The organism is Lentibacter algarum (genome assembly GCF_040580765.1).
Taxonomy (GTDB): domain Bacteria; phylum Pseudomonadota; class Alphaproteobacteria; order Rhodobacterales; family Rhodobacteraceae; genus Lentibacter; species Lentibacter algarum.
The window spans coordinates 309562-323615 of sequence record NZ_CP158687.1 but is presented as its reverse complement, the minus strand read 5'-3'; the positions used below and the strand labels follow the sequence as shown (position 1 = coordinate 323615).

12 protein-coding genes are annotated in these 14054 nt (G+C 58.0%); all 12 read left to right on the top strand.

Translation table 11 applies throughout. From position 1 onward, the window contains the following. The first annotated feature begins 27 nt into the window (after positions 1–27). On the top strand, positions 28–828 hold the full coding sequence (locus tag DSM117340_RS01490) for a cytochrome c oxidase subunit 3 (RefSeq protein ID WP_089887282.1): 801 nt from the start codon (positions 28–30) through the stop codon (positions 826–828). Positions 829–897: 69 nt separating this feature from the next. Further along, positions 898–1608, top strand: coding sequence for an SURF1 family protein (locus DSM117340_RS01485; RefSeq protein WP_337957188.1), 711 nt, complete (start codon positions 898–900; stop codon positions 1606–1608). After that, complete coding sequence (thrC, locus tag DSM117340_RS01480) at positions 1605–2993, top strand: threonine synthase (RefSeq protein ID WP_089887279.1); 1389 nt, start codon at positions 1605–1607, stop codon at positions 2991–2993. Before DSM117340_RS01485 ends, thrC begins: the two co-directional genes overlap by 4 nt. Beyond that, positions 2990–4252, top strand: coding sequence for a pitrilysin family protein (locus DSM117340_RS01475; protein ID WP_089887277.1), 1263 nt, complete (start codon positions 2990–2992; stop codon positions 4250–4252). The genes thrC and DSM117340_RS01475 overlap by 4 nt, the downstream gene beginning before the upstream one ends. Then, positions 4252–4839, top strand: a complete 588-nt coding sequence (locus DSM117340_RS01470) for a GNAT family protein (RefSeq protein ID WP_089887276.1) — start codon at positions 4252–4254, stop codon at positions 4837–4839. Before DSM117340_RS01475 ends, DSM117340_RS01470 begins: the two co-directional genes overlap by 1 nt. 4 nt (positions 4840–4843) lie before the next feature. Beyond that, the gene (locus DSM117340_RS01465) at positions 4844–6259 is read left to right on the top strand and encodes an FAD-binding oxidoreductase (RefSeq protein ID WP_089887274.1); all 1416 of its coding nucleotides are present in this window, start codon (positions 4844–4846) and stop codon (positions 6257–6259) included. 63 nt (positions 6260–6322) lie between these two features. After that, entirely contained in the window at positions 6323–7474 is a 1152-nt protein-coding gene (gene dprA / locus DSM117340_RS01460; protein WP_089888868.1) for a DNA-processing protein DprA, read from the top strand. A 125-nt stretch (positions 7475–7599) separates the two neighbouring features. Then, complete coding sequence (gene topA / locus DSM117340_RS01455; protein ID WP_271437339.1) at positions 7600–10197, top strand: type I DNA topoisomerase; 2598 nt, start codon at positions 7600–7602, stop codon at positions 10195–10197. 99 nt (positions 10198–10296) lie between these two features. Then, complete coding sequence (locus DSM117340_RS01450; RefSeq protein ID WP_089887271.1) at positions 10297–11010, top strand: CoA transferase subunit A; 714 nt, start codon at positions 10297–10299, stop codon at positions 11008–11010. Between the two features lies 1 nt (position 11011). Beyond that, complete coding sequence (locus tag DSM117340_RS01445; protein ID WP_089887270.1) at positions 11012–11635, top strand: 3-oxoacid CoA-transferase subunit B; 624 nt, start codon at positions 11012–11014, stop codon at positions 11633–11635. A 119-nt stretch (positions 11636–11754) separates the two neighbouring features. Next, the gene (locus DSM117340_RS01440; RefSeq protein ID WP_245724335.1) at positions 11755–12747 is read left to right on the top strand and encodes a lysylphosphatidylglycerol synthase transmembrane domain-containing protein; all 993 of its coding nucleotides are present in this window, start codon (positions 11755–11757) and stop codon (positions 12745–12747) included. Continuing rightward, complete coding sequence (locus DSM117340_RS01435; RefSeq protein WP_271437338.1) at positions 12747–14054, top strand: FAD-binding oxidoreductase; 1308 nt, start codon at positions 12747–12749, stop codon at positions 14052–14054. Before DSM117340_RS01440 ends, DSM117340_RS01435 begins: the two co-directional genes overlap by 1 nt.

The following is a 14054-nucleotide window of genomic DNA, read 5'->3' as shown; positions in this document are numbered from 1 at the left end:
CACATCTAGCCTCAGGCGAGGGACACCATGGCGCACGAAAAAAATCACGACTATCACATTCTACCCCCTTCAGCATGGCCGCTGCTCGGCGCTCTTGCATGCTTTGTGCTGCTCTTCGGATCTGTACTCTACTTCCACGATGTAACGTCCTTCGTTATGATCGCTGGCTTCCTCTTCACCTTCTACGTCATGTACGGCTGGTGGGCTGAGGTTGTTCACGAAAGCAACACTGGCGACCACACGCCTGTTGTCCAAATCGGCCTGCGCTACGGTGTTGTCCTTTTCATCATGTCTGAAGTCATGTTCTTCGCTGCTTGGTTCTGGAGCTTCTTCAAACACGCGCTCTATCCAATGGGCCCCGAGAGCCCGATGGTTGACGGACAGTTTCCACCCGCTGGTATCGAAACCTTCGATCCATGGCACCTGCCGCTTATCAATACGCTGATCCTGCTTTGCTCAGGCGCTGCCGCAACATGGGCACACCATGCTATGGCGCACGAGAACAACCGCCAGGATATGAAGTGGGGCCTCATCATTGCCGTAGCCCTCGGCATTCTTTTCACCGCATTCCAAGCCTACGAATACAGCCACGCTGCCTTCGGTTTTGCTGGAAACATCTACGGTGCAAACTTCTTCATGGCGACAGGCTTCCATGGCTTCCACGTTGTGATCGGTACGATCTTCCTCGCGGTTTGCCTCTTCCGCCTTCAGGCAGGGCACTTCACACCCGAAAGACATGTCGGATTTGAAGCCGCAGCTTGGTACTGGCACTTTGTTGATGTGGTCTGGCTCTTCCTCTTCGCCAGCATCTACATCTGGGGCCAATAAGGCCCAGCGCCTTTCGCCTATACTCATCAGAAGCGCCCCGTATTCACGGGGCGTTTCGCGTTTGAGCCCTTGCACCTTGCCCCCCTCTCGCCCTACTTCTTCCCTATGAAACAAAACTGGCCTTTTCTTCTTCTATCCGTGCTCGTGCTGATCCTGCTCGTGAGCCTTGGCAACTGGCAAGTCTTACGCAAAGCCGAGAAGGCCGCCTATATCGCCGCCATCGATGCACGCATCGCAGCTGCGCCTGTGGCACTCCCCACCGCGCCCGATGCAACAGCAGATCAGTTCCTTTCAGTCCGCGTCTCTGGCACATTCACGGGTCCAGAAGTCCGCGTGCTCGTTTCAACTCGTGATTATGGTGCTGGTTACCGCATCATTCAGGCTTTCGAAGCCAACGGCCGCCGCCTTCTAATTGACCGTGGCTATGTCTTATCCTCCGCCAAAGACACTCCCCGCCCTGCGGGCGCCGCCTCTATCGAAGGCAATCTTCACTGGCCGAATGAGCGTGATAAATACACCCCTGAAAACGATGTGGCCGGCAACACATGGTATGCCCGTGATGTCCCCACTCTGGCCCAAGCGCTTGGCACGGAAGAAGTGCTGCTCGTCGCCCGTGAAGAAGCGCCCAAACCCGCTCAAATCTTACCGCTTCCTCTCGACACAAGCACAATCCCAAACCGCCATTTAGAATACATCATCACATGGTATGGATTGGCCGCCGTTTGGGTGCTAATGACCGCCTACTTTCTCAAACGCCGACATGCGAAAGCGAAGCTATGAAATATATCTCGACCCGCGGCCAAGCGCCTGAACTCTCTTTTGAAGATGCGATGCTCACGGGCCTCGCCCGCGACGGAGGTTTGTACCTGCCCGACGAAATTCCGACCCTCTCCAAGACAGAGATAGCAGCACTTTCGGGACTCTCCTATGAAGAAACAGCCTTTGCCATCATGCGGCCATACATCGGTGAGACATTCACAGACACCGAATTCAAAGAGTTGATCGCCAAAGCTTACGCTGGCTTCGGCCATGCGGCCCGCGCGCCTCTGGTACAGCTGGGTTCAGGGCACTTCCTGCTCGAGCTCTTTCACGGTCCGACGCTCGCCTTCAAAGACTTCGCCATGCAAATCATTGGCCAGATGTTTCAAGCTGCGCTTGAGCGCTCTGGCAAGCGCATCACAATCGTCGGGGCGACCTCTGGCGACACAGGCTCGGCCGCGATCGAAGCGTTCCGTGGGCTGTCAAACGTCGATGTGTTTATCCTTTACCCTCATGGCCGCGTCTCAGAAGTCCAGCGCCGCCAGATGACCACGCCATCTGAAAGCAACGTACACGCGCTCGCCATGACGGGTGACTTTGACGACTGCCAAGCGCGTGTCAAAGACATGTTCAACGACTTTGACTTCCGCGATGGTGTCTCTCTTGCAGGTGTCAACTCGATCAACTGGGGCCGCGTTCTTGCGCAGGTCGTTTACTACTTCTCCTCCGCCGTGTCCCTCGGCGCGCCGCACAGGCAAGTCAGCTTCACTGTACCCACAGGCAACTTCGGTGACATCTTCGCCGGCTATATCGCCAAGCGCATGGGCCTGCCGATTGAGCGCCTCGTCGTGGCAACGAACCAGAACGACATCCTACACCGCTGCTTATCGACTGCAGAGTATCGCCCTGATGGCGTCACGCCTTCTATAAGCCCTTCGATGGACATTCAGGTCAGCTCCAATTTCGAGCGCGCACTGTTTGAAGCTTACGCACGCGATGCAGCCCCTGTGGCGCAACTGATGGATGAGCTGAAGCAATCAGGCTTCTCCGTCAGCCAAGGCGCACTTCAGGCCCTGCGCGAGAGCTATGACAGCGGCAACTGCTCGGAGTCGGAAACCAGCAAGACCATCACCCGCACATTGGCCGAAACTGGTGAACTCCTCTGCCCACATTCCGCGATTGGCGTTAAAGTCGCAGAAGAGCACCTTGCAGCAGACACCCCAATGATCACCCTAGCCACGGCACACCCCGCAAAATTCCCAGATGCGGTCGAAGCGGCCACAGGCATCCGCCCGCCACTTCCACCTCGGATGAGTGATCTCTTCGAGCGCGAAGAACGCGTCACCCGCGTCGAGAACGATCTCGCCGCAATTCAAACCCTTATCAAAGAACGGATCGCGCATTGAGCATCCAGACGCACACTCTCTCTAACGGCTTTCGCATTGTGACCGAGCACATGCCAGGCCTTCAGTCGGCTTCTGTCGGCATCTGGATCACCGCAGGCGCACGCAACGAGACGCTTGCGCAAAACGGCATTGCACACTTCCTTGAGCACATGGCCTTCAAAGGCACAAAGACCCGCTCCGCGCTCGATATCGCTGAAGAGATCGAAAACGTTGGCGGCTATATCAATGCCTACACGAGCCGAGAAACCACGGCCTACTACGCCCGTGTCCTTGCGGGCGATGTACCACTCGCCGTAGATGTGATCGGCGATATCCTAGTAAACCCTGTGTTTGACCCCCGCGAAATCGAGATAGAGCGTGGCGTGATCCTCCAAGAAATCGGCCAAGCGCTTGATACGCCCGATGATGTGATCTTTGACTGGCTTCAAGAAGAAGCCTATCCTGATCAGGCCCTTGGCCGCACAATCCTTGGGCCAAGCGAGCGCATCAAAGCCTTCTCACGCGACAATCTCAAAGACTTCGTCGGCCAATACTACGGCCCCGAAAACATGATCCTGTCCGCCGCAGGCGGGATCGACCACGATGCGCTTGTCAAACAAGCCGAGACGTTGTTTTCCGCTATGCCTCGTGGCAATGCTCCAAAAGAGACACCCGCACTGTTTGCAGGGGGCGAACGCCGCGTTGTCAAAGACCTTGAGCAAGCACATGTCGCCTTGGGCTTTGAAGGTCCGACCTATCGCGACGATGCGATTTTCACAGCACAGATCTACGCCTCGGCTCTCGGTGGTGGAATGTCCTCACGCCTCTTTCAAGAGATCCGCGAAAAGCGTGGCCTCTGCTACACAATCTTCGCCTCCGCAGGCGCTCATGCCGACACAGGTATGATGACAATCTACGCTGGAACCTCAGGCGAGCAAGTCGGCGAACTGGCTGAAATCACTCTGGCCGAGATGGCGCGTGCCGCAGACGATATGTCAGACGCCGAAGTCGATCGCGCCCGAGCGCAAATGAAGGCAGGGATGCTGATGGGCCTTGAAAGCCCATCCAACCGCGCCGAACGCCTCGCACGGATGACACAGATTTGGGGCCGCGTGCCAGATCTTGACGAAGTCGTAAATAAGATCGACGCCGTTACCCGCCAGAGCGTGCGCGACTTTGGCGCCGAGATGGCCACATCAGCCAAGACCGCCGCTGCACTTTATGGCCCCGTCGACGGTGCGCCAGAGCTGGGCGCACTCTTGCAGAAACGGGCCGCCTGATGCTCATGAGGGCGCGCAAAAAACTGAGGCTCGAGACAGAGCGCCTCACATTGCGCGCGCCCATTCATTCTGACTTTCACAGCTGGTCCGCGCTGCGCCATGACTCCGAAGCCTATCTCACACCCTGGGAGCCGAGCTGGAATATCGACCACCTCTCGCGCCGCGCCTTTACCAACCGTGTCTATTGGGCGCAGCGTTCCATGTCTGGTGATACTGCGCTTCCTCTTTTCATCTTTCGCCGTGCTGATCAGCAACTCGTTGGCGCAATCACAATAGACAACATCCGACGTGGGCCCGCCCAAGCCGCCACAGTCGGCTACTGGACAGGGCAGAGCTTTGCCCGCCAAGGCTTTATGCGCGAAGCGCTCACAGCGGTCGTACATCATGCTTTTCATGTGATGGACCTGAGCCGTATCGAAGCCGCTTGTCTTCCGGAAAATACCCCGTCGCGCGGCCTGCTTGAGCGCTCGGGCTTCAAATATGAAGGCGTCGCGCAAAGTTATCTTCAAATCAACGGTCGCTGGCGCAACCATGTACTCTATGCTGCCCTGCGGATGGACCGCCGCGGCAAGACCGATATAGGCTAGCGCCATGATCACAAACCTTACACATGACTTGCTGACAAAGCTGGAAGCGCTCCTCCCCGAAGGCACACTGCGCGAGGCCTCGCCACGCTACCTTGAGGAACCGCGTGCCAAATGGCAGGGCGTCGCCGCCGCCGTCGCCGCACCCAAAACAGTAGAAGACGTCAGCACAATCTTGCGCTTTGCGACAGCGCACCGCATCGCGCTAATCCCCTATGGCGGTGGCACAGGCCTCGTTGGCGGGCAAGTGACATCAAGTGGTACGCCACTCCTTCTTTCACTCGAGCGCATGAATACTGTCCGCGAAGTACATCCCTCCGAGAATGTCATCGTCGTTGAGGCAGGCTGCACGCTCCAAGCCGTGCAAGACGCAGCAGAGCAAGCAAACCGCCTCTTTCCCCTCTCCATCGGCTCCAAAGGCACCGCTCAGATCGGAGGCAACCTCGCCACGAATGCAGGTGGCATAAACGTTCTGCGCTACGGCAATACCCGAGATCTGGCCTTGGGCCTTGAAGCGGTGATGCCAGACGGCAGCGTATGGAACGGACTGACGCGCCTGCGGAAAGACAACACGGGTTATGACATTCGCAACCTGCTGATCGGCTCAGAAGGCACACTCGGCGTCATCACAGCCGCCGCGCTCAAGCTCTTTCCTCGCCCGGCCCAAACCGGCACAGCGCTTTTTGCTGTAAGCAGCCCCGAGGCCGCCCTCAAACTGCTCGCTCGCCTGCGCGACATCGCAGGCGAAAGCATCAGCGCATTTGAGCTTCTCCATCGTCAAGGGCTTGAGTTCGTTGCCGAAACAATGCCAGATCAGCGCCTGCCGTGGCCTGACCCGCCAGAATGGATGGTGCTCACAGAGCTCGGCCTCGCACGCGGGCCAACCCCTCAGGCGCTCTTTGAAGAGCTCTTCGAAGTCGCTCTAGAAGAGGGTCTTGCTGACGACGGCATCATCGCCCAAAGCGAAGGCCAGTCGGCTGAGCTCTGGGGCCTGCGCGAGGCGATCCCGATCGCAAACAAAAACATTGGTGGCATCTCAAGCCACGACATTTCGCTACCGCTCAGCGCGATTGCCGACTTTATTCCTCGGGCCACAAGCGCACTTGCCACGCACGGCGACTATCGGATCAACTGCTTTGGGCACCTTGGTGACGGCAATCTGCATTTCAATGTCTACCCTCCAAAAGGCGCGCAGCGTAGCGCTTACAAAGAGGCGGCAAGCGCTGTCCAAGATATCGTGCACGACATCACGGTCGAAATGGGTGGCTCGTTTTCCGCCGAGCACGGCCTTGGTCGCCTCAAAGCTGCTGATCTCGAGCGCTACGGCGATCCCACCAAACTCGCGGCCATGCACAGTATTAAATCAGCTCTTGATCCACAGGGGATTATGAACCCTGGCGCTGTGCTTTTGACTAAAAGTTGAAGCGATTCAGAAGCTGTTAACCATCGCGAGGTAATGATGATTCTGTAAGAGAACGGAGTCATGATGCCTGAAGGTTTACATCCTTCCACTCACCCCCCACTCCCACCCACCACGGAAGATGATCGGGTGTTGTGGCTTCGTCTCTTGCGCTCCCGTCGTGTTGGGATTGCAACTTTTTTCCGTCTCTTGTCTGAACATGGCAGCCCTGCCGCCGCGCTTGACGCCCTCCCCGAAATTGCCCGCGCGGCAGGTGTGGAGCGCTACAACACCTTCTGTGAAGAGGCGGCACGCAGCGAGCTTTCCCGTGGTGCTGACGCCGGCGCAACGCTCATCTGCTACGGCTCGTCTGAATACCCTAAGGCGCTCTATGATCTCGCCGATCCGCCCCCTTTGCTCTGGGCGCGCGGTGATATCTCCCTCCTGAACAAACCCTCCATAGGCATGGTCGGTGCGCGCAACGCTTCCTCTCTTGGCGGGCGCACGGCGCGTATGTTGGCCTCTGAGCTCTCTGAGCAGGGCCATGTCATCGTCTCTGGGCTCGCCCGCGGGATTGATACATCCGCTCACATCGCGAGCTTAGAGCACGGCACAATCGCGGTGCTCGCAGGGGGCGTCGATGTCATCTACCCGTCAGAAAATGCACATCTCGCGCGGGATATCTCCCTCAAAGGCCTTCTGATCAGCGAACAACCCATGGGCCTTGCCCCACAAGCCCGCCATTTTCCTCGCCGAAACAGGCTGATATCTGGGCTATCCATCGGCCTTATCGTCGTTGAGGCCGCCGCCAAGTCTGGCAGCCTGATCACGGCCCGCAACGCATTGGATCAGGGCCGAGAGGTGCTCGCTGTACCAGGGCACCCCTTTGACGCCCGCGCCTCTGGCTGCAACATGCTCATCCGTGATGGCGCCACACTTGTGCGCTCTGCCGCTGATGTTCTTGAAACACTTGCGCCGCTTGCCCCGGACGCGCCCGTACTACAACCAGAACTCTCGCTCAACATCCCACCGCCCCCGCCAGAGCGGCGCGGCTTGGCTGAAACGGCCGCTTTACATCAGCAAATCCTCTCGCGCCTCGGCCCCTCGCCGTTGCCCGAAGACCAGCTCATCCGCGATCTAGCCCAGCCTGCAGCCACAATTGGCCCCGTTCTTGTGGAACTCGAACTTGACGGTAAGATCAGCCGCGCAGCAGGTGGAATGCTCACAAAAGAGCTGTAAAATGAGCCCTGAAAGCTTGCTGTTCACTGTATTTTCAGGCTGAACCACAATCACCGCATTGACATTCCCTATGCGCTGGCCACATTTTGCGCGGCCACAGAGCCCGCGAATTTGAGAGGAAGTTTATGCCCGTAGTTGTTGTCGAATCCCCGGCCAAGGCCAAAACGATCAATAAATATTTGGGGTCCGACTACACCGTGCTTGCCTCTTATGGTCACGTACGCGACCTGCCGCCAAAAGACGGGTCGGTCGATACTGAGAACGATTTCGACATGACATGGGAAATCGGCGTTGATAGCCGCAAGCATGTCAAAGCCATTGCCGACGCTCTCAAAAATGATCCGAACCTCATTCTCGCAACCGACCCTGATCGCGAGGGGGAGGCCATCAGCTGGCACTTGGAAGAAGCTCTGCGCAAACGCAAAGCAATCAAGAAAGACACGCCTGTCAGCCGCGTTGTCTTCAACGCAATCACAAAGGCCGCTGTCACCGAGGCCATGAAAAACCCTCGCGAAATTGATGCGCCGCTGGTTGAGGCTTACCTCGCCCGCCGCGCGCTTGACTATCTCGTCGGCTTCAATCTTTCCCCCGTGCTCTGGCGCAAGCTGCCAGGCGCGCGCTCCGCAGGTCGTGTGCAGTCGGTCTGCCTGCGTCTCATCGTTGAGCGCGAGATGGAGATCGAAGCCTTCAACCCGCAAGAATACTGGACCGTTAAGGCCGTGCTCAGCACAGCGCGCGGTCAAGACTACGAGGCCCGCCTCACCGTGCTTGCTGGCAAAAAGCTTGAGAAGTTTGATATCTCAAATGCCACACAGGCCGAGCTCGCCGTCCAAGCCATCGAAAGCCGCGAGCTGTCGATCACGTCGGTCGAGGCCAAGCCTGCCGCGCGCAACCCGTCGGCCCCGTTTATGACATCAACGCTTCAGCAAGAGGCATCCCGCAAGTTTGGCATGGGTGCCCGCGCCTGTATGAGCACAGCACAGCGCCTCTATGAAGCGGGTCACATCACATATATGCGGACCGATGGCATCGACATGGCCCCCGAGGCCGTAACAGAAGCCCGCACAGCGATTGCCGCACGCTTTGGCGACAAATACGTCCCCAAAGAGCCACGTATCTACAAGAACAAAGCCAAGAACGCCCAAGAGGCGCACGAGTGTATCCGCCCAACCAATCTTGAGGCCGACGCCGCTGCACTAAAGCTGCGCGATGCCGACCAAGCCAAGCTCTATGATCTGATCTGGAAGCGCACACTCGCTTGCCAAATGGAAAGCGCTCGCATGGAGCGTACGACAGTCGAAATCGGCTCAAAAGATGAACAGGTGGGCCTGCGCGCCACTGGTCAGGTTGTTTTGTTTGACGGCTTCATGGCCGTTTATGAAGAGGGCCGCGATGACGCTGTTGTTGATGATGACGACAAGCGCCTGCCCCAGATCAGCCAAGGCGAAGCAGCTCCCAAAAAGTCGGTGACACCCGAGCAGCACCACACTCAACCACCCCCCCGCTATACCGAGGCGACGCTGGTCAAACGCATGGAAGAGCTCGGCATTGGCCGCCCCTCCACCTACGCCAGCGTTATCACCACGATCCAAGACCGCGAATATGTGCGCAAAGAGCAAAACCGTCTTTTCCCCGAAGACAAAGGCCGCATCGTTACGATATTTTTGCTGAACTTCTTCCGCAAATACGTCGGCTATGAGTTCACATCTTCTCTTGAGGACGAGCTTGATGATGTGTCTGCTGGGAACCGTGACTACAAAAAAGTTCTCGAGCGTTTTTGGCGCGACTTCTCTGCTGCCATCGCCGAAACAAGCGAGCTGCGCATCTCCGAAGTGCTCGATGTGCTCGACGAAGCCCTCGCGCCACAGCTCTATCCAGCGCGCGAGGACGGAAGTGATCCGCGCATCTGCCCGAAATGTGGCCAAGGCCAACTGCACCTGAAAACATCACGCACCGGCGGCTTCGTCGGCTGTGGGAATTATCCAGAATGCACCTACACCCGCCCGATCGCGGGCGAAGGTGCCGACGGCGACGAGCGTGTGCTTGGTGAAGACGCAGGCGATGAGATCTGGCTCAAGTCAGGCCGCTTCGGTCCCTATGTCCAGCGCGGCGAGCCGACCCCCGAAAACAAAAAACCGCCACGCGCTTCGCTGCCAAAAGGCTGGCAAAAAGACGATATGGACCTTGAAAAGGCTCTCACCCTTCTGAGCCTGCCACGCCAGATCGGCGAGCACCCAGAGGGCGGCATGATCTCCTCTAATTTTGGACGTTTCGGGCCCTATGTGATGCACCAGCTCCCGGACGATGCAAAGCCGACCTATGCCAATCTCAAAGACCCAAATGATGTGTTTGAACTTGGTATGAACCGCGCGGTGGAGCTTCTTGCGGAGAAGCGCGCCAACCCGGGTCGTGGCCGTTCGGCGGCCGCAAAGCCGCTCAAAGAGCTGGGCGAACACCCCGAGAGTGGGGGAGCGATTAACGTCATGGAAGGCCGCTATGGCCCTTATGTGAAGTGGGAAAAGGTAAACGCGACGATTCCCAAAGATGTCGAAGCAGCGGATGTGACTATCGAACAGGCTGTCGAATGGATCGCAGAAAAGGCAGCCAAGGGCGGCAAGAAAAAGGCCGCTCCCAAGAAAAAAGCCGCCGCGAAGAAGCCTGCAGCCAAAAAGCCCGCTGCGAAAAAAGCTGCGCCCAAGAAAACGGCCCTAAAGAAAGACTGAAATGAGCGGCGGGGGGACTAAGTAGAAACCCTGCCGTGATTGACTCCTTTGCGCCCGCACGCCAAAACTCGGCCAACCATTTCCCTCAGGAGTTCTCCCATGAAAAAAGTCTACGGATCAGCCGCCGAAGCGCTGGACGGCCTTCTCTTTGATGGCATGTTCATCGCCTCGGGCGGCTTCGGTCTTTGCGGCCTGCCAGAGCTTTTGTTGCAAGCGATCAAAGACGCTGGCACCAAAGACCTCACCTTTGCCTCAAACAACGCAGGCGTTGATGACTTTGGCATCGGCATTTTGCTTCAGACCAAGCAAGTGAAGAAAATGATTTCATCCTACGTTGGTGAAAATGCGGAGTTCATGCGCCAATATCTCTCTGGCGAGCTTGAACTTGAGTTCAACCCCCAAGGAACATTGGCCGAGCGCCTGCGCTCTGGTGGATGCGGCATCCCGGGCTTCTTCACCAAGACAGGTGTCGGCACAGTGATCGCCGATGGCAAAGAGCACAAAGATTTCCCGACAGGGCCCAATGGCGAAGACGAGACCTATATCCTCGAAACTGGCCTTTTCGCGGACCTCGCTGTTGTGAAAGCGTGGAAAGCCGACGCCACAGGCAACCTCGTCTTCCGCAAAACTGCGCGCAACTTTAACCCGCCTGCCGCTATGTCAGGCAAAATCTGCGTCGTTGAAGTCGAGGAAATCGTGCCGACTGGCTCGCTCGACCCTGATCACATTCACCTGCCCGGCATCTACGTGCACCGCATCATCCAAGGCGATCACGAGAAACGCATCGAGCAACGCACAGTACGGAGCGCATAATATGTGGGATCGCAATCAAATGGCGGCACGCGCCGCACTCGAGCTGCAAGACGGCTGGTATGTAAACCTCGGCATCGGTATTCCGACGCTCGTGAGCAACTATATCCCCGAGGGTGTTGAAGTGACGCTCCAGTCCGAAAACGGCATGCTTGGCATGGGCCCTTTCCCTATCGAAGGCGAAGAAGACCCAGATCTGATCAACGCGGGCAAGCAGACCATCACAGAGCTGCCCCAGACAGCCTATTTTGACAGCGCACAGAGCTTTGGCATGATCCGCGGCGGCAAAATCGCAATGGCGATCTTGGGCGCAATGGAAGTCGCCGAGAACGGCGATCTGGCAAACTGGATGATCCCTGGCAAACTCGTCAAAGGCATGGGCGGCGCCATGGACCTCGTGGCTGGCGTGGGCCGTGTGGTTGTGGTCATGGACCACACTAACAAACATGGCGAAAGCAAAGTCCTCAAGGAATGCACCCTGCCGCTCACAGGCAAGGCCGTTGTTGACCGCATCATCTCCAATCTCGGTGTGCTTGATGTCGTTGAAGGCGGCCTCAAGATCGTCGAACTTGCTGATGGTGTGACCGAAGAAGAAATGCGCGCCGCGACGCAGGCAACACTGGTCTAAACCGACCAGCATCATGATAGAAAGCGGGCCTCCTTTGAGGCCCGCTTTTTTCTTGGCCAAACTTAGCGACAAATCCATAAAATTGCCCTATTTTGCCCCTATACCTTCGGGCAATGACAATGAGCAGTGACTTTCCAGTAGCGCCCAAGAGCACGGGCTTTCATCGCTGGCGCGACTATGCGCTTTTGAGCGGTCTTTTTGTGCTTGTCCTCACAGGTCTTGCCTCGCTGGCAGCGGCAACAGGCTGGGACGAAACCCTGACACAGTTACGAAAGCTCTCGCTTCTCGAGGTCAGCATCCTTCTGGCACTCTCCCTCGTCAATTACCTCTTTCGCGCCGTCCGGTGGCACGCTTTCACCCGCTGCCTCGGCATTGGAACGCATCTTGCCCAGAACGTCCGTCATTTTCTTGGTGGCTTCGCCATGTCCGTCACGCCGGGCCGTGTGGGAGAGCTGATCCGCATGCGCTGGATCAAGCGCGAAACAGGTTGGAGCTTTGAACGCACAGCCCCCCTCGTGCTCGTTGATCGCGCCTCTGACTTGGCTGCCATGGCTCTCATTCTCGCCGTCGGCCTGCTCTTTTCAGGCGCGATGATCCGCTTTGCCATTCCTGTAACGCTGCTTGCTTTCGCGGGTGCAGTTCTCGTCACACGCCCCGCGCTCCTCTCGGTTAGCGCAGGCCTCTTTTATCACAGCACAGGCCTGTTCCCCCGCCTCATGGCACGCGTCCGCCGCGCCGCGCGATCACTCAAGGCCTTTTCCCGCGCCGATATCCTCACGCTTGCCACCATTCTGGGCCTCATAGGCTGGCTCGCCGAGGGCTACGCCTTCTGGCTTCTGCTCACGTGGATGGACGCCAATATTTCCTTCTGGCTCGCCGTACTGATATTTGTCTTCTCAACGCTTGCAGGCGGGCTCACAGGGGCACCAGGCGGCATCGGAGGCGCAGAGGCCGCCATGGTCGGCCTGCTTCTCCTCGAGGGTATCCCGCTTGAAGTTGCCCTGCCCGCAACAGCCGTCATCCGCCTGACCACCCTCTGGTTCGCCATTCTCATCGGCCTTGGTATCTTCCCCTATGCCGAGGCAAAATCTAATGCAAAAGGAGCCACCTAATGCTCTGGAACACCCAATCCTACACAGGCTGGGGCCGCGCGCTCTCCGCCGAAGGCGAGCTTGCCCGCCCCGAGCGTGCCGCCGCTCTGGCCGAGCTCTATGCACATCCCGCCATTGGCGCGCGGCGCTCCTATGGTGATGCTTGCCTCAACAGCACAGGTGCAGCCGTCGATATGACACGGCTTGACCGCATCCTGAGCTTTGACGCCACCACTGGTCTTGTCGAGGCCGAAGCCGGCGTTCCTGTGGGCGAGCTGGCCCGCCTCTTCGCCCCCCTCGGCTGGATGCCAACGGTTATGCCGGGAACAGGCTTCGCCACCATCGGCGGCTGTATCGCCATGGACGTGCACGGCAAGAACCACCACGTTGATGGCAGCTTTGGCAACCATGTCACCGCAATCAAACTCATGGTCGCAGGCAAGCCCAAGACCATCACCCCCAAGCGCAACGCCGCTCTGTTTAAGGCCACAGTCGGTGGCCTCGGCCAGACAGGCATCATCGCCTCCGCCACGCTCCAGATGTCGCGCTGTGAAGGCGAGGGCATGGAAGTTACCGAGCAACGCGCTGAAAACTGGGAGGAGCACATCGCCCTGCTCTCCAGCTCGCAGGCCCGCTACACTGTCGGCTGGCTCGATTGCACCGCCAAAGGCAAAAACCTTGGCCGCGGTATTGTCGAAGAGGCCCGCTCCACGGCCGTTCGCCCGCAAAGCGCGCCCAAAGGCGGGAGCAAATCCGTGCCGTTCAACTTCCCCCGCTTCACCCTGTCCAAAGCCATGGTTTCGGGCTTCAACAAAGCCTATTACCTGCGCATCCGCGACGGCGGCCAGACCCGTATAAAGCCGCTCGAAGAGTTCTTCTTCCCGCTCGATAAAATCCACAACTGGAACAGGCTCTATGGCAAAAGCGGCTTTCACCAGTTCCAATGTGTTCTGCCTGATGACAGGCTCCCAGAACTGCGCGCCATGGTCGAGATGATCGCAGAAAGCGGCCTCGCCTCGCCCCTCGCCGTGCTCAAACGCCTCGGTACTGATGCCGCTGGCATGATGTCATTTCCGATGCAAGGCTACACGCTGGCCGTCGATTTTCGCGAAAGCGACAAGGCGCGCAAGCTGATCAAAAAGCTCAATGCTGCGACTCTGGAAGCAGGCGGCCGTATCTATTTCGCCAAGGACAGCCTTGCCACCGAAGCCGAGGCCAAAGCCATGTATCCCAATTGGGCCATATGGGCGGAAGAGGTCAACAAGGCCGACCCCGAGCACAAGTTTGAAACCGATCTGACCCGCCGCCTAGGCCTGAGGAGCATCTGA

Bases quoted from the DNA above. Each gene is read 5' to 3' on its own strand.
- DSM117340_RS01490 (WP_089887282.1), top strand. From the start codon at position 28: ATGGCGCACGAAAAAAATCACGACTATCACATTCTACCCCCTTCAGCA.
- thrC (WP_089887279.1), top strand. From the start codon at position 1,605: ATGAAATATATCTCGACCCGCGGCCAAGCGCCTGAACTCTCTTTTGAA.
- DSM117340_RS01470 (WP_089887276.1), top strand. From the start codon at position 4,252: ATGCTCATGAGGGCGCGCAAAAAACTGAGGCTCGAGACAGAGCGCCTC.
- DSM117340_RS01465 (WP_089887274.1), top strand. From the start codon at position 4,844: ATGATCACAAACCTTACACATGACTTGCTGACAAAGCTGGAAGCGCTC.
- dprA (WP_089888868.1), top strand. From the start codon at position 6,323: ATGCCTGAAGGTTTACATCCTTCCACTCACCCCCCACTCCCACCCACC.
- topA (WP_271437339.1), top strand. From the start codon at position 7,600: ATGCCCGTAGTTGTTGTCGAATCCCCGGCCAAGGCCAAAACGATCAAT.
- DSM117340_RS01450 (WP_089887271.1), top strand. From the start codon at position 10,297: ATGAAAAAAGTCTACGGATCAGCCGCCGAAGCGCTGGACGGCCTTCTC.
- DSM117340_RS01445 (WP_089887270.1), top strand. From the start codon at position 11,012: ATGTGGGATCGCAATCAAATGGCGGCACGCGCCGCACTCGAGCTGCAA.
- DSM117340_RS01440 (WP_245724335.1), top strand. From the start codon at position 11,755: ATGAGCAGTGACTTTCCAGTAGCGCCCAAGAGCACGGGCTTTCATCGC.
- DSM117340_RS01435 (WP_271437338.1), top strand. From the start codon at position 12,747: ATGCTCTGGAACACCCAATCCTACACAGGCTGGGGCCGCGCGCTCTCC.